We start from the raw sequence: 20,255 nt of genomic DNA, 5'->3' as shown, positions 1-20,255 counted from the left end.
CTTACTCCTCCTGAAGCTTCTCATTCGCCATGAAGAAGAAGCGGTACAGCAAAAGCGTCAGCAGCACTGAAAAAATGACAGAGGGAAAGATGATATGCATAAAATAATACAGGATATCCCACTTCCCCCGAATCAGAAAACGAAACAGATAAATATACAGATGATATACAAGCTCGCTCGCCACACAGATGAACACCGGCAGAGTGATATATTCCTCATAGTAGAAGCGGCTGAAAAAGCCGTTTATATAGCCGATCACGAGGAAGATCAGGCTGTAGAAGCCGAAGGGGCCGGAGTAGAACATATCCATCAGAAGTCCCGCGAAAAGTCCATAGAGCATACCTGCGGTATTTCCATGCAGGAAGCCGAAGGAAAAGGTCAGCACCAGCAGCAGATTCGGCGTCGCGGAAAGGAAGGGAATCAGCGGAAAAACGCTGGTCTGGATCAGAAATGCAAGAATCAGGGACAAAAAGGCAAGGAAGAGACGCAGCTTCCTCTGCTTCAGTTTTTTCGAAAATTTGATTTTCAAGCTTACACCTCTCAGCCTGCCGCGGCAGCAGCACCGACCATCCCCGCGTCGCGGAACTGGTCGGACTTCACCTCGGTCAGCACCAGTACCTCGCTCATATCGTCAAAATCCGCCGCCGGCACGAGATAGCCGGTCTTCATCAGCCGCTTCTCATCCTCCGTGATCTCCACGGCATAGCCCAGCAGTATCCCCGGCATGAACTTGGAGGAGAGATTAGAGGTCACGATCCGATCCCCATCCTGGAGAACAGAGTCCTTCGCAATATTGGTGATGCGAAGCCTGCCCTCCTGAAAGAGCGTCAGATCGCCTGCGACAATGCAGGTGTCGCTGGACTGTATCCCCATCGCCGCTACCCGGGACTCGTCGTCAATAATGGAGCGTACCGTCGCGTAGTTCAGCCCCACATCCGTCACGATGCCGACCAGACCGCCGTTCGCGATGACATTCTGATCCACGCGGATACCGTCCTGCGAGCCCTTGTCGATCCGGAATACCTGAAACCAGTTCTCCGAATCCTTCGCAATGATATGCGCTGCGACCTTGCTGTAGCGAAGGTAGTCCTGATCGAGCTGATAGAGCTCCCGCAGCCTCGACAGCTCCTGCTCGTTCTGCTTCAGGATATTGTTCTCCTCCGTCAGAAGGTCGATCCGCTCCCGAAGACTCCGGTTCTCCTCCTCTGCATCCCGGAGGCTTTTCCGATCCCGAAGCTCCTCATAGATCCGAAGCCCCACCCGGTTCACACCGGTCTGTACGGGAACGAGGACGGAGCCGACGGTATTCCGAATCGGATTCATCAGCCCGTCCCGCACGGTTGAAAGGACGATCATCATCACGCACAGAACGGCGAGAATGATAAATATGTATTTGCTACTTTTATTCTCCACTAGATGATTCCCTGCTCCTTGAAGCTGTAGTAACAGTTATCTCCGATAATGATATGATCGACCAGCGTAATGCCGATCCAGTCTCCTGCCTTCTCAAGCTCCCTTGTCAGCGCGATATCCTCCTCCGACGGCTCCGGGATGCCGCTCGGATGGTTGTGCACCAGCACCATGCAAACGGCGCGGAGCCGGAACGCCTCGATAAAGATATCCCGGGGCGACAGCGCCGAATGGTTGCAGGTTCCCCTCGATACCGCGTGCTCCCGAATAAGCTGCATCTGGTTATCCAGATAGAGGACGCGGATCTCCTCATAGCCGAGGCTCCGCATATCCTCCTTGCAAAAGAGCATGACATCCTGCGCGTTCCGGAAACGTTTCGTTCGTTTCCGGATCTTCCGTCTCCAGATCCTCCGGGAAATTTCCCCGACGACGGTCAGCTCCATCGCCTTAACCTCTCCGATCCCGGAGATGCTTTGCAGCTCCTCCGCGCTGTAATGGATCAGCCCCGCCAATCCGTCAAACTCCGGATTCCAGTGCAGGAGCTCCTCTGAAAGCTCCAGCACGGACTTCTCCCGCGTCCCGGTTCGGAGCAGAATCGCCAGAAGCTCTCCGTCTGTGAGCGCGGCACAGCCGAGGAGCCTGCACCGCTCTCTCGGAAGCTCCTCCTGCCTGTGCTCCCGAAGTCCTCTGTGTCCGCCGTTTTTTCCCTGATTCATATTTCTCCTGTTCCGAAAGGCGCAGGAATCCACAGGTATTAAATTTTACCACGAAGCAGACCGTTTTCAAAGAGCTTTTGTACCGACATCAGGATTCCCAGCTTGGCATGGTGCCATGTGAGACCGCCCTGAAAATAGACGTTATAGGGCGGCTTGATGGGGCCGTCTGCGGAGAGCTCGATGCTGGAGCCCTGTACGAAGGCGCCTGCCGCCATGATGACCTGGGCGTCATAGCCCGGCATATCGCCCGGCTGCGGGGTCACGAAGGAATCCACCGGCGCGGCGGCCTGAATGCCCCGACAGAAAGCGATCACCGCCTCCGAGCTCCCGAGCGTGACCGCCTGAATGATATCCCTTCTCTCGGCATCCGCGGCAGGATGGCAGGCATAGCCCAGCCTCTCATAGACCGCCGCCGCGAAGATCGCAGCCTTCTCTGCTCCCGCTACGATAGACGGCGCGAGGAAGAGCCCCTGATAGAAATCCTTATTGAGGTGAAGAGAGGGACCGACCTCCTTGCCGAGTCCCGGGGTCGTAAGCCGTGCCGCGCAGCGCTCGATGCATTCCCGCGTCCCCGCGATATAGCCGCCGATCGGCGCCAGCCCGCCGCCCGGATTCTTGATGAGGGAACCGACGACCATGTCCGCACCGAAGTCGCTCGGCTCCTCGCGGCAGACAAACTCGCCGTAGCAGTTATCGACCATGCAGATCACGTCCGGCTTTACCGAGCGGATAAAGCGGATCAGCTCTCCGATCTGCTCCGGGCTGAAGCTGTCACGGCTGCTGTAGCCCTTCGAGCGTTGGATCTCCACGAGACGCGTCCTCTCGTTGATCGCATCCCGAATCTCGTCATAGCGGAAGCTGCTGTCTGCATTCAGCTCCACCTGCCGGTAGTGAATGCCGAACTCACGGAGCGAGCCGACCGCCTCCCGTATTCCGATGACCTCCTCCAGCGTGTCATAGGGCTTCCCGACCGGAGAGAGGATCTCGTCGCCCGGACGCAGGTTCGCCTGCAGGGCGATCGCGAGGGCGTGCGTCCCGCAGACAATCTGCCCGCGAACCAGCGCATCCTCTGTATGAAAGAGATTGGCATAGACCCGTTCCAGCGCATCCCGCCCGATATCATCGTAGCCGTAGCCGCTCGTCCCGATGAGATGCGCCTCGGAAACGGCGGCATCCTGCATGGCACGGATGACCTTCAGCTGGTTGTATTCCGCGATCTCGTCGATTCGCTCAAAGCGCTCCCGAAGCGAGAGGAGAATCGGCGCACAGAAGTCATAGACCGCTGTGCTTATGCCCATTTCTTCATACATTTGTCTGTTATCCATCCTGCTATTCTGTCCTTTTCATAATCAAATTTTGAAATATCAATCCAGCTGACCGCCCTTTCCCTGCGAAACCAGCTAAGCTGCCGCTTGGCATAATTCCGGGAATGCCGCTTGATCGCCTCGACCGCATCAGGAAGGCTGCACTTCCCCTCAAGGAAAAGAAGGAGCTCCCGATAGCCGATCCCCTGCATCCCCGGATCCGTGCTCCGGAAGCCGCGGGCATAGAGCCCCTCCGTCTCTGCCAGAAGCCCCTCTGAGAGCATCCGCTCGACCCTTTGGTCGATCCGTGCATAGAGCCGCTCCCGCTCATCTGTCAGTACGAAGAACGCCGCGTCGTAAACCGCTTCTCTGGCGCGTTCCTCCGCATTGTGCATAGAGATCGGACGCTGATGCAGCTCGTAATACTCCAGCGCCCGCAGTACTCTCCGGATATTGTGCGGATGAATCTTCTCCGCGCTTTCCGGATCTATACGGGAAAGCCGCGCATGGAGACGGAGCGCGCCGTCCGGCTCCCCCGCCTCCGCCTCGAGCTGCTGTCGGAGCTCCCGCTGCCGCTCCTCCGGCTCCTCGGAAAAATCGATGCCGTAGAGCAGCGCCTGAATGTAGAAGCCTGTACCGCCGACGAGGATCGGCAGGTGCTTTCTCGCATGGATCTCCGCTGCCGCCTTCCCCGCCATCTGCTGGAAGCGGACGGCATCATAGTGCTCCGTCGGCTCCAGTATGTCGATCAGATGATGCAAAATCCCCTGCATTTCCGCAGGAGATGCCTTGGCACTCCCGATATCGAGCCCCTTGTAAACCTGTACCGAATCCGCAGAGATGCACTCTCCGGAGAGCCGCCTCGCAAGCTCGACAGAGAGCGCAGTCTTTCCGACGCCTGTAGGTCCCCCTATGATCAAAAGCGGTTTTTTCTTCTGTTCAGAGTCCATAGCTTCGCACCTCTTCTTCTCACTCCGCCCGCTCTCGGATGTCTATCACCCTGCCTCTTTGGCATCGCCGGAGCTTCCGACACGGGAATCGTGCAGAAGTCCCCATAAGTCCATAAAATCCATCGTAGAACTTCGCAGGGAAGCTCTCAGACAATCCGTTTGAATTTCTTCTCCAGCTCCTGCTTCGACATGGAAATGATGGTCGGCCTGCCATGCGGACAGGCATAGGGATTCTCCAGTGTGAGCAGCTCCGAGATCAGTGCATCCGCCTCCAGAAGGCTCAAGCGATGGTTGCCCTTGACGGCTGCCTTGCAGGACATCGTCGCGATCCGATGGTAGATTGACTCTGCTGTCGCCGCCGCACTCTCCTCGCTAAGCTCGTCCAGAAGCTCCAGCAGAAGCTCCCTTTTCTCAAGCTCCGGCAGATCCGCCGGAATCGCGGAGATGCTGAAATCCCGTCCTCCGAGGTCCCGGATCTCATAGCCGAAGCCGCTGAAATACGACTGATACTCCCGAAGCAGCTGCGCCTCCGCGCCGCTTAAGCTCAGGAGAATCGGCGGATTCAGGTACTGGGAGACCGGCTGCTTCTCCTGAAGACGGTGCATCATCCGTTCAAAATAGACCTTCTCATGTGCTGCATGCTGATCGATGATATAGAGCTTCTCTCCGTATTCGATCAGCCAGTAGGTCTCGAAGACCTGCCCGATGATGCGGTGCTGAAGCCGTGCCTTTTCGGAAAGGAAGCGTTCCTGAAACATTGTCTCCTGCTTCCCCGTAAGCGGCTTTTCCTCCTCCGACACTGCCCTGCCCTCTTTCCCTTCCGGCTTCTCTGAACCTTTGTCCTCCGGTCGGAAATCCTGCAGAGAAAATCCGCTTCCTCGCACTGCCGAAGCGCTGCCGAAGGATCTGCCGCCTTCTGCTCTCTCCCGAAGCACGCCTGTTTTTCTGTAATGGTAGGAGGCTGCCCCCGCAGTCTGCTCCGCGGGGGAGGCTTCCGCCGCCGGAGCAGCATTGTTACACATGGCAAAATGCTCCGGAGCCGAATCGCCCGAAGCGAACGATGTCTCCCGGATCTGCAGCTCGCTGCTGCTCCCGCTGCAGCGGATGTCCTCTCCGGGGAATGCCGCCTCCGGCAGGCTCGCATGGAGCCGCTCCTCATACTGCGGACGCAGCACTTCTGCTCTCTTCGTCTCAAAGGGCTCGAACGGCTGCAGCTTCGGTACAGCACCGCTCTCCTCCCTCGGCTGCTCCAGATCGGTATTCACGACCAGCTCCGACTCCCGCAGCGCCTGCTGTACCGCATCCACCACGGAATTGTAGACGCTGAGCCCATCGGCGAAGCGCACCTCCAGCTTCTGCGGATGCACGTTGACATCCACGAGCTTCGGGCTGAGATCGAGAAGCAGCACGGTGAACGGGAATTTGTGCTGCATCAGGAAGGCACGGTAGCCGTCCTCGATTGCCTTGGTCAGGAGCGGATTTTTCACGAAGCGGCCGTTTACGAAATAGATTTCGAAGTTTCGGTTCGAGCGGTTCGTCGCCGGTCTCCCGACGAAGCCCCGCACCGTGATCTGCGGCAGTCCGCTCAATTCCGCCGGAAGATAGGACTGCTTCACGGTCAGGAGCTGAACGGCCACATCCCGTCCGTAGATCGCATAGATTACATCCATGAGCGAACCGTTTCCCAGCGTTGCGAGCTTCTGCTTCCCGTCCTGCGTGAAGCGGAACGCGACCTCCGGATGCGCCAGTGCTTCCTTCTCGATGATATCCTGTATCCGCGCCGCCTCGGTGGGCGCCGATTTCAGGAATTTCCGGCGCGCCGGAACATTGAAGAAAAGCTCTCGTACCAGCATCGTCGTACCATCCGGTGCGCCGATCTCCGAAAGCTCCTTCTCCGCTCCGCCCTCGATCCGATAATGCGCGGCAAGCAGCTCTCCCTGCTTCTTCGTGATGAGCTCCACCTTCGCCACGGACGCGATGGAGGCAAGTGCCTCTCCGCGGAAGCCCAGCGTATGAATGCTCTCCAGATCCGCTGCCTCCCGGATCTTACTGGTCGCATGGCGAAGGAAGGCGGTTCGCACCTCCTCCCTCTCCATACCGGAGCCGTTGTCCGTAACCCGGATCAGTGCGATGCCGCCCTCCCGGATCTCAACAGAGACGGCGCTTGCTCCCGCGTCGATCGCGTTTTCCAGCAGCTCCTTCACGATACTGAGGGGACGCTCGATCACCTCTCCCGCTGCGATCTGATTGATCGTTTCCTCGCTTAAAACCCGAATCATCCAAGCTCCTTTCCTGCCCGAGGCATTCGCGAAGACCTCCTCCCCTCGCCTGCTCAGACGTTTTCCAGCTTCTCCCGCAGCTCGAAAAGCACGTTCATCGCCTCCAGCGGCGTCAGCCGGTTCAGATCCAGCCCTGTCAGCGTCTCTATGACCGCGTGCTCTCCCCGCAGCTCCTCTCCTGCACGTATTTCCGGCACATGCTCCGCCGCGTTCTCCAAAAAGGCATGCTCCGCCGACAGCTCCTTGGTCTTCGCCGTGATATCCGCATCCTCCAGCTCCGCGGCGATCTCCTTGGCACGGTCGATCACAGGCTGCGGGACGCCGGCAAGCCGCGCCACATCGATGCCGTAGCTCTGATCCGCGCCGCCCGGGATGATCTTCCGAAGAAAGATGATATCCGAATCATGTCGCGTCACCGCGATGCAGTAGTTGTTTACGCTCTCGAGCTTTCCCTCCAGCTCCGTCAGCTCATGGTAATGCGTTGCGAAGAGCGTTTTCGCCTTCACCACCCGACTGATATACTCCACTACCGCCCACGCGATCGAGAGCCCGTCGAAGGTTGAGGTGCCGCGCCCGATCTCATCGAGAATCAGGAGCGATTTCGTCGTCGCATTGCGGAGAATCCCTGCGACCTCGTTCATCTCCACCATGAAGGTGGACTGTCCGGAGGCAAGATCGTCCGATGCCCCCACCCTCGTGAAAATGCGGTCGCAGATGCCGATATCCGCCTCCCGCGCCGGGACAAAGGAGCCGATGCTCGCCATCAGTACGATCAGGGCAACCTGCCGCATATAGGTCGATTTCCCTGCCATATTCGGGCCGGTAATGATCGCGATCCGCTCCCCGCTGTCGTTTAACAGCGTGTCATTCGTCACGAAGCTCCCCTCTGTCAGCAGCTTTTCTATGACCGGATGCCGCCCGTCCCGAATCGAGATGATGCCCTCCGTATTGATATGCGGACGGACATAATGGTTCGCCGTCGCCACACGGGAGAGGGAGATCATGCAATCCAGCAGCGCGATATTCCGCGAGCTCTGCTGTATGCGGGCGATGTTCTCGGCGATCGTGTCCCGCACCTGGCAGAAGAGCGTATACTCCAGCGTATGCAGCTTCTCCTCGGCACCGAGTATCGTATTCTGCAGCTCCTCCAGCCGGTCTGTCGTATATCGCTCCGCTCCCGCGAGCGTCTGTTTCCGGATGAAATAATCCGGCACCTGCTCCCGGAAGCTGTTTGTCACCTCGAAGCAGTAGCCGAAGATCCGATTGTACTTGATCCGAAGCGTCTTGATACCCGTCTTTTCCCGCTCGCTCGCCTCCAGCTCGGCGAGCCACTGCTTCCCGCTGTGCCCCGCCTGCTTGTAGCGATCCGCCTCCGCATGGAAGCCGCTGCGGATGACGCCGCCGTCCTTCGCAGAGAGCGGCGGCTCCTCCTCAATCGCACTGTCGATCAGCGTATAGAGATCCCGAAGCTCATCGAGATCCCGATAGATCTCCGTGACGAGAGGCGCACGGAACTGCCGGAGCAGCTGCCGGATATCCGGCAGCATGGAGAGGGACTGCTTGAAGGCGATCAGATCCCTCGGCGTCGCGGACTGGTAGCTGATCCTGCCGAGCAGGCGCTCCAGATCATAGATCGAGCCGAGGTACTCTGCGAGCTCCTCCCTGTCGATATAGTGGTCGCAGAACTCATCCACCGCATCCTGTCTTCGGAGGATTTCCTCCTCCGAGATCAATGGCTGCTCCAGAAAGCGGCGCAGGAGCCGCGCCCCCATCGCGGTCTTCGTCCGATCCAGCACCCAGAGAAGCGTTCCCCGCTTTTTCTTCTCCCGCATCGTCTCGCAGAGCTCCAGATTCCGCTGCGTGCTCGCGTCGAGGATCATATACTGCGAGCTCTGATAGAATCGAATGTTGGAAATATGGCTGACCTGCCCCTTCTGCGTGTCGTAGATATAGCGGAGCGCAGCCGCCGCAGACAGACGCGGCAGATCCCTGTCCCGAAGCCCCAGCCCCTCGATGCTGGAATGGAAGTGTTCCTCCAGAAGCGCATCCGCGGTCTGCTCCTTATAGACGCTGTCCTCCAGCTCTGTGACGACGAGCTGATAGCGGCTCTTGATTTCCTCGATGTCCGCACCGGATATCATGAAGCTGTGATTGCAGACGATCTCCGCCGGAGAAAAGCGGCTGAGCTCATCCAGCATTTCCTTCACCGAGGTACAGAGCGTCGTCAGGAATTCCCCTGTCGAGATATCCACCGTAGAGATGCCGAAGCCGGAATTGTCATAGAAAATGCTCATCAGGAAGTTGTTCCTCCCCTCATCCAGCACCGTCTCCGAGGTGACCGTCCCCGGGGTGATGACGCGGATCACCTCCCGCTTCACGATCCCCTTCGCGAGCTTCGGATCCTCCATCTGCTCCGCAATCGCGACCTTGAAGCCCTTCGCCACCAGCCGCGCGACATAGCTGTCCGCAGCATGGTACGGAATCCCGCACATCGGCGCCCGTTCTTCGGTTCCGCAGTCCTTCCCTGTCAGCACCAGATCCAGCGCCTCCGAGGCGGTTTTCGCATCCTCGAAAAACATCTCGTAGAAGTCTCCGATCCGATAGAAGAGCAGCGCGTCCGGGTACTCTTTCTTTGTATCCAGATACTGCGTCATCATCGGAGACATTTTCTTTTCCGCCATCTCACTCCTTTTCCTACGTCTGCGGACAATCGCATGCGCCCGCCAGGCATCCGATATAATAGAAGCCCATGGAGCGCTCCAGCTTCACTCTCGCCATCTCGCCGACCAGCTCATCCGGCCCCTCGAAATGCACCAGAATGTTGTTGGAGAGTCTGCCGGTCAGCATTCCCTGCCGTTCCGCATTCTTCTCCTCGACGAGCACCTCCATGATCCTGCCCTCGTCCTTTCCTTCCCTTTCTGCGGCGCTTTCCCGTACTGCGCTGAGCAGACGCTCGAAGCGTTCCTTCATCACAGGCTCCGGGACGGCTTCCCATGACGCAGCCGGTGTCCCCGTCCGTCTTGAATAGAGGAAGGTAAAGGCGGAGTCGAAGCCCGCCTCCCTGACCACATCTATCGTATCCTGGAAATCTGCGTCCGATTCCCCGGGGAAGCCGACGATGATGTCCGTTGTGAGGGTGACATCCGGAAGTTTCGTGCGGATCTTCCGTGCCAGCTCCAGATAGCTCTCCTTTGTGTAATGACGGTTCATCCTCTTCAGCACATCAGAAGAGCCGGACTGCATCGGCAGATGAATGTGACGGCAGATATTCTCATGCTGCCGGATCACCTCGATCAGCTCGTCGGAGAAATCCTTGGGATTGGGCGTCATGAAGCGGATTCTTCGAAGCCCCGGGAGGCCCGCCACCATACGGAGCAGCTCCGGGAAGCTGTATCCCCCGTTCAGATCCTTTCCATAGGAATTGACATTCTGTCCGAGCAGCGTGATCTCCTTTGCGCCGTCCTGCACCAGCCGCTCGCACTCGCGGAGAATATCCGCCGCGCTTCGGGACTTCTCCCGCCCCCGCACATAGGGTACGATGCAGTAGGTGCAGAAGTTATTGCAGCCGTAGCTGATATTGACGGCGCCCTTGAAGCGATACCTGCGCTCCGACGGCAGATCCTCCACGATCAGCTTCGTATCCTCGATAATCTCGACGGTTCGTTTCTCCCGCATCAGCGTGCTGTACAGAAGCTCCGCAAGCTTGTAGATATTGTGGGTTCCAAAGATCAGCTTCACATAGGGGTACTTCTTCTGTATCGTCTCGACCTCGTCCTTCTCCTGCATCATGCAGCCGGTGATACCGAGGATCATGCCCTCTCTTCTCTCCGCCTGATGCTTGAGCCTGCCGATCCTGCCGTAGAGCTTCTGGTTGGCGTTCTCCCGCACCGTACAGGTAGTGAATAGGATAATATCGCTGTCGTCCGCATCCGTGCTGCTCCGGTAGCCGCAGCGTTCCAGTATCCCCTGCAGCTTCTCTCCGTCCTTTGCAGACATCTGGCAGCCGATGACATTGACCATCGCCGCCGCCGTATAGCCCTCGGACTTCTTCAGCTCTACGAGCTCCCGCACGCGCTCCATGAAATAATACTGCCGCGCAGGCTCCTCCTCCGGTGCCTCCCGGAGGACGGCATCATAAATCGTTTTTGTTTCCTTATTCATCCCTTACTGCTTTCCTGTTCCCTGGATTCTGCACTGTCCGTTTCCACGGATCTCATATTTCGTCGTACACAGCTCCCGGAGCCCCATCGGTCCCCTCGCATGGAGCCGCGAGGTCGAGATCCCGATCTCTGCCCCGAAGCCGAATTCCCCGCCGTCGGTGAAGCGTGTGGAGGCATTCCAGTAAACGCAGGCGGAATCCACGCCCCGAAGGAAGCGCTCCGCATTTTCCGCATTTTCCGTCAGAATGCTCTCGGAATGCTTCGTGGAATAACGGTTGATATGGGCGATTGCCTCCGAAAGCGAGCCCACGGTGCGAATCGAAAGCCTGTAGTCGAGGTACTCTGTTCCGAAGTCCTCCTCCGTCGCCGGGAGGAGCAGAGCGCTGTCCAGCCCCTCCTGCTCGGCTCTTAGAAGCAGAAAGGCGCGGCTCTCCGCATCCGCACAGACGGTCACCGCCTTCTCCTGCAGCTTTCGCACCACCGCAGGCAGAATCGGCAGCGCGTTCCGGTGTACGACCAGCGATTCACAGGCATTGCAGACCCCGATCCGCTGGGTCTTCGCATTATAAACGATAGGAACCGCCTTCGCGGGGTCGGCGCTCTCATCGAGATAGATATGACAGTTCCCCGCGCCGGTCTCCAGCACCGGCACGCTCGCATTCTCCATCACGGTATCGATCAGGCGCTTCGAGCCGCGCGGGATCAGCACGTCCACATAGGAACGAAGCCGCATGAAGCGCCGTGTCGTCTCATGATCCGCCGCCGTGAGGAGCTGCAGCGCGTCCTCCGGCGCTGATACGCTGCGGAGCGCCGCCCGCAGCGCGGACACAATCGCCGCATTGGAATGCGCGGCATCACTTCCGCCCTTCAGGATCACTGCATTGCCCGAGCGAAAGCAAAGAGAAAAGGCATCGCTCGTGACATTCGGGCGCGCCTCGTAAATGATGCCGATCACACCGATCGGTACTCGTTTCTTCGTAATGCGAAGCCCGTTCGGGCGGATCTCCTCGGAAAGAGTCTCTCCGAGCGGCGACGGCAGTGCCGCGACATGCCGCACTGCCTCCGACATTGCGAGTATCCGCTCCTCTGTCAGCAGGAGGCGATCCAGCATTCCCGCGGACATCCCGCTCCTCCTGCCGTTCTCCATGTCACGCTCATTTGCCGAGAGAATGGCAGGCATCTCCCTGCAAAGGATCTCCGCCGCGGCGCAAAGTGCAGAAGTCCTTCTCTCCTCGGAGAGAAGCGCCGTCTCCTGCGCCGCCGCCCGCGCCCGTTTCCCGATTTCCTGTAAGTCTGTCATACTGTCTCCTCACATTGTCTTGATATAGGACAGAAGGTCAAAGTCCACATTCGGATGCGCGGCAAAGAGCGTCCCGATATTCTCGCCGCAGAGAATCCTGGAAATCACATCTGCCTCCGTGAACCGCGCGATCAGCATATCCGAACCGGAGTCTGTCGCGATTCGCGCTGCCGCGAGCTTCGAGCTCATGCCGCCGGTGCCGACCATGCTGCCGCTGCCCTTCCCCATGGAAAGGACGCGTTCCGTAATGACCGGAATGAAGTCGATAAACTCCGCCTCCGGATTTTCCCGCGGGTCATCCGTGAAGAGCCCGTCGATATCGGACAGCAGGATCAGAAGGTCCGCGTGGGTGATCGCCGCCACGATCGCGGCGAGCTGATCATTGTCCCCGAAGGTCTCGACATGATGAATCTCGCTCGTGGACACGGTATCATTCTCATTAACGACCGGAATCGCGCCCAGCTTCAGAAGCTCCGAAAAGGTGTTGGAAACATTCTGCCGGGAATCCTCCTCCAGCATGATATTCTTCGTGAGCAGAAGCTGCGCCGCCGTCTGGCTGTATTCCGCGAAGAGCTTCTGGTAGGTCATCATCAGCCGCGCCTGCCCGATCGCCGCAAACGCCTGCTTCTCCGCCATATCCCTCGGACGAGTCTGTACCTTCATTGCATGCCGCCCGCAGGCGATCGCACCGGAGGAGACGAGGATCACATCCCTCCCCTCCTCCTTCAGATCAGACAGAACCCGCACCAGCCGTTCGATCCTGCCGAGGTTGAGCCCGCCGGTCCTTTCATGCGTAATGCTGGCAGATCCCACCTTAACGACGATTCTTTTCTTCTCCCGCAGTCTCTCCCGCATGACCGCTTTATCCATCCTCTGCCCCTCTTTTCCGGAGAACACCGCCCTCCATTTGCAGCAGTCCGATCAGGTTCTTTGCGATCCGCCGAAGCAGAACGTCTTGCTATGAATCACATTCCTACAGCATAAGTATCTGTATGTCTGCGCTGCCGCTCTCATTTTGACGCTCTATTATAGCAAAGGAAGGGAAGGCTGTCAAAAAATGGCAGAGCAGGTCATGCGTACGCTTCCCATTGTCCCATCCGTCATAAAGCTCCGCTTCCATGAATGCTTACACGGATTTTGATATTGCCTGGATCGACCGCAGACCGCCCTCCTTAAAATCAGACAAGGTGATCGCGCCGGCATTTTCAAATATTGAGAAGAGCTTTTCCACATAGGCATTCAGCTCTGCTTCTGTCATTTTCGAAAGATTGTCCTTTATCAGCTTATCTACTTTTCTGGCGGATTTTGCGATATCATCGGCAGTAACAAGCCCTCTCCCCTCGACGCGCCAGGTGGCAGGATTATGCTGTAATACAGAAACAGCAGTGCTTTTTACGACAGTCGGTTCGCAAACCGGTGTCATCAATAGACCGACAATGGTTTCTTCCGGCACAATGCTGATGAGCTTCGGAATGATATTCTGAAACGCCTTGCTGGATGCGGTTTTTTCCATGAAGCCGGGGCCGTCATTGCTATATATGGCGAGGATTCGTTTTTGGACGGTTTTTTGACATTTCGCGGCCGCAAATACCGCCAGATGCCCGCCTTTGGAATGCCCGCCGACGCGAAGCAGTCTATCGTTGTCTCTCGCAATCCGGTTCAGATAGCTTACCGCCTCTTTCTCTGCCTCGGTTTCTTTTATCGCAAACATGAAATCTTCCTTCCAGCCGACTACCGTGTCGTCCGTCCCCCTGTAAGCAGCATAACTTGTTCCATCCGGAAGTAAAAACTCCATTGCGGCGAATTGAAGGGTTCTTGCGGTGTCATTCAAACTGACATAATTTCGAATTTTTATATCCCTATATCTGCTTGATGCGGCGACTTCCCTTAATAACATCGGCGCATCTTTCAGCACCAAGCTTCCGCGAATTGATTTTTCATCATAATACTTTTCAAAATAGATATCGCTTACGTCTTTCATGCTGATTACAGCAGGTGCTTCCTCAGAAAAAACGGGATCGATTTCAACGTAAGAAATGCAAGACAAAACGAGATTATCTATGGTATTAAACCCATCCTGCCAAAATTCCAGATCCCCCCGCCATTTAATATAATCCTTTATCGTTCCCATAAAAGCTCCCTATTCTATTATTTTTTCTCTTTATTTCCCTCTCGCAGCGTCTTCTCTTTCATATCCTTCAGCAGCGCAGGAAGAATATTTTCCTGATAACCGGCTTTCCCGCACTATCCTCTTCTGTTCTCCTCTATCCATGAGACTGCGAAATCCACCAGCTCCCGCTGCCGCATGAGTCTGAGCTCCGCATCACCAAGCCTGGTCTTTTTCACAGGGCATCTGCGCTCAAACGCCGCACCGATCTGATTGAAGTCTTCCCCATCGACATACAGCGTCTCATAGGATTTCCATACCCTTCTCCCATTCTCCATGACTGCGCTGGATTCCACGCAGCTATGCTTGCTCTTATATTCCGCTCTGAAATCCGCCAGATGAAGAGAAGTATTCTTATCATACCCTACGCCGAGCAACAGCACCTTGCCATCCAGCTCATACAGCCTACCGATCGGAGAGCTGTCGCCGAAAATGTCGGACAGGGTATGCTTCTCCGTCAGATAGCCCGCATATTTCCCGTAGGCACAGACCGACCGCGCCGGGTGATCGCTTCTGATACATCCTGGCCACTTCCGAAACATTTCTGCCACCGCACCCATGGCATTGGTCGGTGTGAGCTCTTTGTCATACGCAGGCCAATTGTCCCGGATCCGCTGCCAGTCCGACGCATCTGCGTCCCAGTGTACCCCGTCCGCCGGATCGAGGTTCTTCCAGGACTGCGTCGGCATCATAATACTTCCCTCTGCACCCGCCGCTTCTATCAGCGCTTCAATGACGGACTGCGCGCCTCCGCATACATAGCCCATATTTTTCATGGACGTATGAACCATCAGCACATCGCCTTTACAGACACCAAGCTCTGTCAGGGCCTGCAGGATTTCCTCTTTTAAAACCACCCGCATCCTGTCTCCTCCTCTGTTCGCGCTCCATTAAATCGCCGCGTTTCTTCCCGTCATCCTGTAGGATCCGCATCTGTTCCATCACCATTGTCTTTTTCCATTTTCGGATTTGCACCCGGCATTTCACAGATTTATCTCACATCCTATCCGGCTCCGCAAACGCCCACAACTGCCAAACCCTGAATTCTATCCTCTCCGAAACAGTCATTTTTTTCCACAGCGGCAAGATAAATCACAAATTCCTCCTCGCCGTCCTGTAGGATTACAATACATGTGTTACATCACAACTAAATAAAAAAACGGAAGAGCCTGTCTTGTGTTAAAGTTAGTTCACCACAAACAAATCCAAACATAAGGAGGTCTTCCGTTGTGGCTACTATAACACAGGATATGCGCTTTAGGCTATCTCTTATCCGTTACGCCCAAAAACATGGTGTCACCAAAGCTGCGGGCCGTTATCGCGTTAACCGACAGTTTATCTACCGCTGGATGAAACGCTATGACGGCTCCCGGGAGTCTCTCAGTTACCGATCCAGGCGTCCCCCACAGTCATCCCAACCAGCATACCCCGGAGGAGTTGAAACTCATCTCCGACATGCGCCGCAGGAACCAAAGCGCCGGGCCTTGTCACCTTCTGGGTAAAGCTCATGCAGCGCGGCTACAAACGCTCTGTTACCGGCCTTTATCGCGTTCTCAGGCGCCGGGGAATCATGGCAGTCAAGCCGCAGAACCCTAAGTATGTACCTAAGCACTACGAGCAAATAAGCAGCATAACTTGTTCCATCCGGAAATAAAAACTCCATTGCGGCGAATTGTTTTTCAACATAATACTTTTCAAAATAAATATCACTTATGTCTTTCATGCTGATCACAGTAGGAGCATTCTCTGAAAAAATGAAACCGATTTCAACGCAAGCGATCTCTCTTCTCCCTTTTCAGTACCTCCGCTGTTTCAGCAGCATAAGTATATATCGTATTTCACCTCATTACAAATATTTATCTTATCCATGCCGGAAACCAGGCTGTACGGCAAAAGTAAAAAATCGCATCGTTGAAATCTTAGAGGCACAGCACAAATGCAGCCGGATACAGGGAAGCCCTGTGTCCGGCTGCATTGCTCCAAACAAAGCAAAAAGTGAAAAATGTGAATGCTATTTAAGCGGTGCCGGATACTGAATCCCGGTATCTGTATATTCAAAGGGCCATACCGTCTTAAAGGCACCATCCTGAATCTGTGCGATCGCTACGGACGAAGAGGTATTGTCATTGTAATGCTGCGCACCATCAAACTCATAATCCCGGAACCTGATTTCATCATAGGGGAGAATGATGTCCGGCCCGCCGTTTGGAAAAGAGCCTTTGATGTCTATCGTTTCCAATACGTCTTTCACCTTCTCCCCATCGGTTGTACCTGCCTCTTCAAAGGCTGTCTTGAACAGCCATACCACAGTATAGGACTCCGCGGAGTGACCATTCATATCCACATCATAGACCTTTTTGAATCTTTCATTCGTCTCAATCCCCTTCTTAAGATCAGGATTAAATTCCACCACTGTGGTCAGACCGTTGGAAATTCCCTGCGTTGCAGGAATGTAGGAGGGGTCTGCAAAGCCATTCGCCTTCGCGATGACAATCGGCGGCTGGTAATTCTGCTCCTTCAGCGTCTTCGTGAAGAGAATTGCGTCTGCAATATAAGACTCACAGATTACCGCATCTGCATTGGCTTCCTTCAGTGCCAGCACCTCTGAGGTCAAATCAGCTGCCCCCGTAGAATACTGTACGTCCTTTACAACCTCCAAATTATATTTTGGCGCATACATATTGACGCAGCGGATGATTTCCTGCCCAATCTGAGAGTTGTCTGCAAAAATCGAAACCGTCTTCACTTCCTTGCCGGTCTGCTGTGCAGAATCCTTCAGATATTTGATCATATCCTCCACATACACGGAATTTAACGGGCATAGACGGAAAAAATAGCTCAAATCCTCTGTCGAGATGCTGTCAACCGTTGAAATGGCAGTAATCATCGGGATTTTATACTGCTCGCAGACCTTCGCCACAATCGCTGTCAGCGTGGACTGATGGCAGCCCATAATTGCATTAACCTTGTCCTGGGTAATGAGGCGTTCCGCGACGGAGCGTGCCACCTTTGGATCTCCCTGCGTATCTCCGCGAACAATCTCAATCGGACGCCCGTTGACGCCGCCTGCCGCATTGATCTCCTCCACCGCGAAATCTACGCCGCGCATAATATTTGTGCCAATGGCCGCCTTATCTCCGGACAGTGCATACATGGCGCCGATTCGGATTGCCTCTCCGTCAAGCTGCATCGGCTCTGCTGCCGTATTCGCTGCCTCGGTATCCTTCGCCGCCTCTGTCTCTGATTTTGTCTCTGTGCCGACAGACCCCGGCGAGCCGGCCTTTCCCGCACAGCCGGTCAGTACGGCTCCGACGATTGCCAGCGCACAAAGCGCCGAGGTCAGTTTCCTTAATTTCATAACGCTTCCTCCTTAAAAAATGGTATATGCACAGCCGTGCCAGATGGCAGCCGGCCGCAGGTTTACAGACTTTCTCTCAGATTCCGAGATATGCCTTTTTTACATGTTCATTTTCTCCCAGCTCCCTGGCACTTCCCTCCAGTGCCATACGTCCGTTTTCGATGACATATCCCCGGTCTGCCGCCGCCAGCGCCTTATTGATATCCTGCTCCACCAGCAGGACAGAAACACCGGTCTTGGCAAGCTCCCCGACTGCTTCCAGGATATCATCTACGATATTGGGTGCAAGCCCCAGAGACGGTTCGTCCAGAATGAGGAGCCTGGGCTCTCCAATCAGCGCCCTTGCGACCGCCGCCATCTGCTGCTCGCCGCCGGACAGCGTACCCGCTGCCTGTCTGGCTCTCTCCTCCAGCTTCGGAAACCATCCGTAGACCTTTTTCAGGTTGTCCTGAAAACGCGCTTTGAGCCCTTTATTAAATGCTCCCAGCTCCAGATTTTCAAGCACGGTCATACCGGTGAAGAGCTGCCTTCCTTCGGGCACCTGTACGATGCCCTGATTCAGAATGAATCGGGAATCCTTCCTGCTCAGCTCCTTTCCGTTAAATTCTACAGAGCCGGAAAGAAGGGGAAGCATGCCGGTCACAGCCCTGACCGTCGTCGTCTTCCCTGCGCCGTTGGATCCAAGAAGCGCAACGATTTCGCCATCTCCGATTTCAAAGGAAATATCCCAGAGAATCCTGATAGTGCCATATCCCGCATTCAATTTCCTGACGCTGAGCATCCTATCCCTCCCTCTTTCCCTTTCCCAGATATACTTCCATGACGTACGGGTCGTTCATAACCTGTTCCGGGGTTCCGACAGAAATCTTTTCCCCATGATGCAGTACAATCACCTCCTCACAGAGGCTCACAACTGCCTTCATGATATGCTCGATCAGGAAAATTGTAACACCCGTGTCATTGATTCGACGGATTAAGGCGATGGCATCCTCTGTTTCCGCAGGATTCAGCCCCGCCATATTCTCATCCAGAAACAGCATTTCCGGCTTCGTCGCCAATGCCCGCGCCATCTCCAAACGTTTTTGATCCGGCGTTCCCATATCCTTTGAAAGCTCGTTCCGTTTGTCATAAAGCCCCGTAAACGCCAGTATTTCCCGTGCCGTCTCCCGTGCCTCACGTTGATTTTTAGCGGGGCTTGCACCAAAATAAGCGCTTGCTATCACATTTTCGAGAACCGTCATATTCTTTAAGGGCTTCATAATCTGGAAGGTTCTTGCAATTCCCATTTTTGTATAGTCATACGCCGGTGTAGCTGTGATATCCCGTCCCTTATAATAGATTCTCCCTTCAGATGGCGGATAGTAGCCGCAAATCATATTGAAGGTCGTAGACTTTCCTGCTCCATTCGGTCCAATCATCCCGGTAACACGCCCCTTTTGCACTGCAAAGGAAACGTCACGAACGGCGGTCAGTCCCTTGAAACGTTTTGTAATATGCTCCACTCTGATAATCTCATTTTCCGCCATATCAGCTGCGTTCCCTCCCTTCCATTCCGATCTTCCTGCCATCCGCCTCCATCTGCATCGCCTCAATAGACGCAATCGGCGGTTTTTTCAGAATGGTATTATCAACCCATCTCTTGCATCTGCTTCTCATATACCAGCCCAGGATTCCGGATGGACGGAATCGAATAATAAGAATCAGCACAACTGCATACATTATCAGATTGATTCCGGGAAGAATCGCACCAAACCGGTTTCGCAGAAACTCTGAAAGGGTAATCATAATACCGCCGCCGAGCAAAGGTCCCTCTACGAACGCCGCTCCGCCTACCACAGCCGGCAGCACCGACTCCACAGAATAGCTTTGCAGCATCAGATCCGGATCAATATACCTGTTGTAGGAGGCATAGAAGAATCCGACCAGCCCTGCCACCATTGCGGAGATTACGACAGCGGCAACCTTATACCTTGTGGGGTTGATGCCGATTGCTGCCGCCGTATCCTCATCCTCGCGGATGGTTTTCAGCGCGAAGCCCAGCTTGCTGCGGTCAATTTTTTTCATAAGGAGGTAAATGCCGATGACCATAACAAGCCCCACATAGTAGTATGGAAGCTTACTCATAAACCGAAACTCTGCCCAGGAGTCCTCTCCAAATGAAAGGGAAATTCCGATTGCTTTTCCCGCGAAATCCCAGTTAATGATGAACTGCCGGATCGCCTCTCCGAACGCAATGCTGACCAGCGTGAAATAAGGGCCTCTCAGGATGAAGCAGGGATAGAAAATAATACCGGATACCAATCCTACAACGAGCATTCCAAATACGGCGCAGACCCACGGATTCACATTCGTTTTGCTCATAAGAAGGCAGCATGCGTATGCGCCAAGCCCCATATATGCTGCGTGTCCCAGCGAATTTTGTCCGGTCATGCCTCCCAGAAGGTTCCATGCCATGGACAGGGTCGTCATATAGAATACCAGTATGAAAATATTCATGATATATGGCTTATCCTGAATAAACAGCGGCAGCAGAATCAGAAACAGGAGCAGCACGCCGATGCAGACCGCGATATTCCTGTGGTACGCCCTCACAGCTTTCTTGTTATCCATC

General features: G+C 55.3%; 18 protein-coding genes. 1 reads left to right on the top strand and 17 read right to left on the bottom strand.

The genetic code is table 11. The annotated features are described in order from the left end of the window. Nucleotide 1: 1 nt before the first annotated feature. The 12 genes from mreD to HW273_RS06875 all read right to left on the bottom strand — a co-directional run bounded on the left by mreD (nt 2) and on the right by HW273_RS06875 (nt 15,149). Complete coding sequence (gene mreD, locus HW273_RS06930) at nt 2-505, bottom strand: rod shape-determining protein MreD (RefSeq protein WP_179012480.1); 504 nt, start codon at nt 503-505, stop codon at nt 2-4. Nucleotides 506-540: 35 nt separating this feature from the next. Then, complete coding sequence (gene mreC / locus HW273_RS06925) at nt 541-1,413, bottom strand: rod shape-determining protein MreC (protein ID WP_179011081.1); 873 nt, start codon at nt 1,411-1,413, stop codon at nt 541-543. Continuing rightward, nucleotides 1,413-2,126: a RadC family protein gene (gene radC, locus HW273_RS06920; RefSeq protein ID WP_179011080.1), complete on the bottom strand. Its 714-nt coding sequence runs from the start codon at nt 2,124-2,126 to the stop codon at nt 1,413-1,415. Before radC ends, mreC begins: the two co-directional genes overlap by 1 nt. Before the next feature lie 38 nt (nt 2,127-2,164). Continuing rightward, nucleotides 2,165-3,436: a methionine gamma-lyase family protein gene (locus HW273_RS06915; protein ID WP_243206762.1), complete on the bottom strand. Its 1,272-nt coding sequence runs from the start codon at nt 3,434-3,436 to the stop codon at nt 2,165-2,167. Further along, nucleotides 3,415-4,380, bottom strand: a complete 966-nt coding sequence (gene miaA, locus HW273_RS06910) for a tRNA (adenosine(37)-N6)-dimethylallyltransferase MiaA (RefSeq protein WP_179011078.1) — start codon at nt 4,378-4,380, stop codon at nt 3,415-3,417. The genes HW273_RS06915 and miaA overlap by 22 nt, the downstream gene beginning before the upstream one ends. Nucleotides 4,381-4,526: 146 nt before the next feature. Beyond that, on the bottom strand, nt 4,527-6,659 hold the full coding sequence (gene mutL, locus HW273_RS06905; protein ID WP_179011077.1) for a DNA mismatch repair endonuclease MutL: 2,133 nt from the start codon (nt 6,657-6,659) through the stop codon (nt 4,527-4,529). A 53-nt stretch (nt 6,660-6,712) separates the two neighbouring features. Further along, the gene (gene mutS / locus HW273_RS06900; RefSeq protein ID WP_179011076.1) at nt 6,713-9,340 is read right to left on the bottom strand and encodes a DNA mismatch repair protein MutS; all 2,628 of its coding nucleotides are present in this window, start codon (nt 9,338-9,340) and stop codon (nt 6,713-6,715) included. A gap of 13 nt (nt 9,341-9,353) precedes the next feature. Continuing rightward, nucleotides 9,354-10,820, bottom strand: coding sequence for a tRNA (N6-isopentenyl adenosine(37)-C2)-methylthiotransferase MiaB (gene miaB, locus HW273_RS06895; RefSeq protein WP_179011075.1), 1,467 nt, complete (start codon nt 10,818-10,820; stop codon nt 9,354-9,356). Between the two features lie 3 nt (nt 10,821-10,823). Beyond that, nucleotides 10,824-12,119 carry a glutamate-5-semialdehyde dehydrogenase gene (locus HW273_RS06890; protein ID WP_179011074.1) on the bottom strand — a complete coding sequence of 432 codons (1,296 nt, stop codon included), beginning with the start codon at nt 12,117-12,119 and terminating at the stop codon, nt 10,824-10,826. A gap of 9 nt (nt 12,120-12,128) precedes the next feature. Further along, entirely contained in the window at nt 12,129-12,989 is an 861-nt protein-coding gene (gene proB / locus HW273_RS06885; protein WP_243206761.1) for a glutamate 5-kinase, read from the bottom strand. 256 nt (nt 12,990-13,245) lie between these two features. Beyond that, entirely contained in the window at nt 13,246-14,250 is a 1,005-nt protein-coding gene (locus HW273_RS06880; RefSeq protein WP_179011073.1) for an Mbeg1-like protein, read from the bottom strand. 113 nt (nt 14,251-14,363) lie between these two features. After that, nucleotides 14,364-15,149 carry an aminoglycoside N(3)-acetyltransferase gene (locus HW273_RS06875; RefSeq protein ID WP_179011072.1) on the bottom strand — a complete coding sequence of 262 codons (786 nt, stop codon included), beginning with the start codon at nt 15,147-15,149 and terminating at the stop codon, nt 14,364-14,366. Between the two features lie 387 nt (nt 15,150-15,536). On the opposite strand from HW273_RS06875, the gene HW273_RS06870 reads away from it, so the two are divergent. Continuing rightward, nucleotides 15,537-15,788 (top strand): helix-turn-helix domain-containing protein, encoded by a 252-nt coding sequence (locus tag HW273_RS06870; protein WP_243206837.1) that lies wholly within the window; start codon nt 15,537-15,539, stop codon nt 15,786-15,788. Here HW273_RS06870 and HW273_RS11540 read toward each other — a convergent pair. From HW273_RS11540 to HW273_RS06850, 5 genes are all read right to left on the bottom strand, one after another. Then, nucleotides 15,731-16,018: a hypothetical protein gene (locus HW273_RS11540; RefSeq protein ID WP_243206863.1), complete on the bottom strand. Its 288-nt coding sequence runs from the start codon at nt 16,016-16,018 to the stop codon at nt 15,731-15,733. The genes HW273_RS06870 and HW273_RS11540 overlap by 58 nt on opposite strands. 279 nt (nt 16,019-16,297) lie before the next feature. Next, a complete protein-coding gene (locus HW273_RS06865) occupies nt 16,298-17,644 on the bottom strand; it encodes an ABC transporter substrate-binding protein (RefSeq protein WP_179011071.1) in 1,347 nt (448 codons plus the stop codon). A gap of 76 nt (nt 17,645-17,720) precedes the next feature. Then, the gene (locus tag HW273_RS06860; RefSeq protein WP_179011070.1) at nt 17,721-18,425 is read right to left on the bottom strand and encodes an ABC transporter ATP-binding protein; all 705 of its coding nucleotides are present in this window, start codon (nt 18,423-18,425) and stop codon (nt 17,721-17,723) included. 1 nt (nt 18,426) lies between these two features. Then, nucleotides 18,427-19,170 carry an ABC transporter ATP-binding protein gene (locus HW273_RS06855; RefSeq protein WP_179011069.1) on the bottom strand — a complete coding sequence of 248 codons (744 nt, stop codon included), beginning with the start codon at nt 19,168-19,170 and terminating at the stop codon, nt 18,427-18,429. Between the two features lies 1 nt (nt 19,171). Next, on the bottom strand, nt 19,172-20,254 hold the full coding sequence (locus HW273_RS06850) for a branched-chain amino acid ABC transporter permease (RefSeq protein ID WP_179011068.1): 1,083 nt from the start codon (nt 20,252-20,254) through the stop codon (nt 19,172-19,174). Nucleotide 20,255 lies beyond the last annotated feature (1 nt).

The organism is Oribacterium sp. oral taxon 102 (genome assembly GCF_013394775.1).
In the GTDB taxonomy this organism is placed as follows: Bacteria; Bacillota; Clostridia; order Lachnospirales; family Lachnospiraceae; genus Oribacterium.
This window is presented reverse-complemented; position numbering and strand designations above follow the sequence as displayed.

Excerpts from the sequence above, each read along its gene's own strand:
- HW273_RS06860 (WP_179011070.1), bottom strand. The coding sequence starts at position 18,425 with ATGCTCAGCGTCAGGAAATTGAATGCGGGATATGGCACTATCAGGATT.
- mutL (WP_179011077.1), bottom strand. The coding sequence starts at position 6,659 with ATGATTCGGGTTTTAAGCGAGGAAACGATCAATCAGATCGCAGCGGGA.
- HW273_RS06915 (WP_243206762.1), bottom strand. The coding sequence starts at position 3,436 with ATGTATGAAGAAATGGGCATAAGCACAGCGGTCTATGACTTCTGTGCG.
- HW273_RS06870 (WP_243206837.1), top strand. The coding sequence starts at position 15,537 with ATGCGCTTTAGGCTATCTCTTATCCGTTACGCCCAAAAACATGGTGTC.
- HW273_RS06880 (WP_179011073.1), bottom strand. The coding sequence starts at position 14,250 with ATGGGAACGATAAAGGATTATATTAAATGGCGGGGGGATCTGGAATTT.
- miaA (WP_179011078.1), bottom strand. The coding sequence starts at position 4,380 with ATGGACTCTGAACAGAAGAAAAAACCGCTTTTGATCATAGGGGGACCT.
- radC (WP_179011080.1), bottom strand. The coding sequence starts at position 2,126 with ATGAATCAGGGAAAAAACGGCGGACACAGAGGACTTCGGGAGCACAGG.
- HW273_RS06890 (WP_179011074.1), bottom strand. The coding sequence starts at position 12,119 with ATGACAGACTTACAGGAAATCGGGAAACGGGCGCGGGCGGCGGCGCAG.
- HW273_RS06850 (WP_179011068.1), bottom strand. The coding sequence starts at position 20,254 with ATGGATAACAAGAAAGCTGTGAGGGCGTACCACAGGAATATCGCGGTC.
- proB (WP_243206761.1), bottom strand. The coding sequence starts at position 12,989 with ATGGATAAAGCGGTCATGCGGGAGAGACTGCGGGAGAAGAAAAGAATC.
- mutS (WP_179011076.1), bottom strand. The coding sequence starts at position 9,340 with ATGGCGGAAAAGAAAATGTCTCCGATGATGACGCAGTATCTGGATACA.
- HW273_RS06855 (WP_179011069.1), bottom strand. The coding sequence starts at position 19,170 with ATGGCGGAAAATGAGATTATCAGAGTGGAGCATATTACAAAACGTTTC.
- miaB (WP_179011075.1), bottom strand. The coding sequence starts at position 10,820 with ATGAATAAGGAAACAAAAACGATTTATGATGCCGTCCTCCGGGAGGCA.
- HW273_RS06875 (WP_179011072.1), bottom strand. The coding sequence starts at position 15,149 with ATGCGGGTGGTTTTAAAAGAGGAAATCCTGCAGGCCCTGACAGAGCTT.
- HW273_RS06865 (WP_179011071.1), bottom strand. The coding sequence starts at position 17,644 with ATGAAATTAAGGAAACTGACCTCGGCGCTTTGTGCGCTGGCAATCGTC.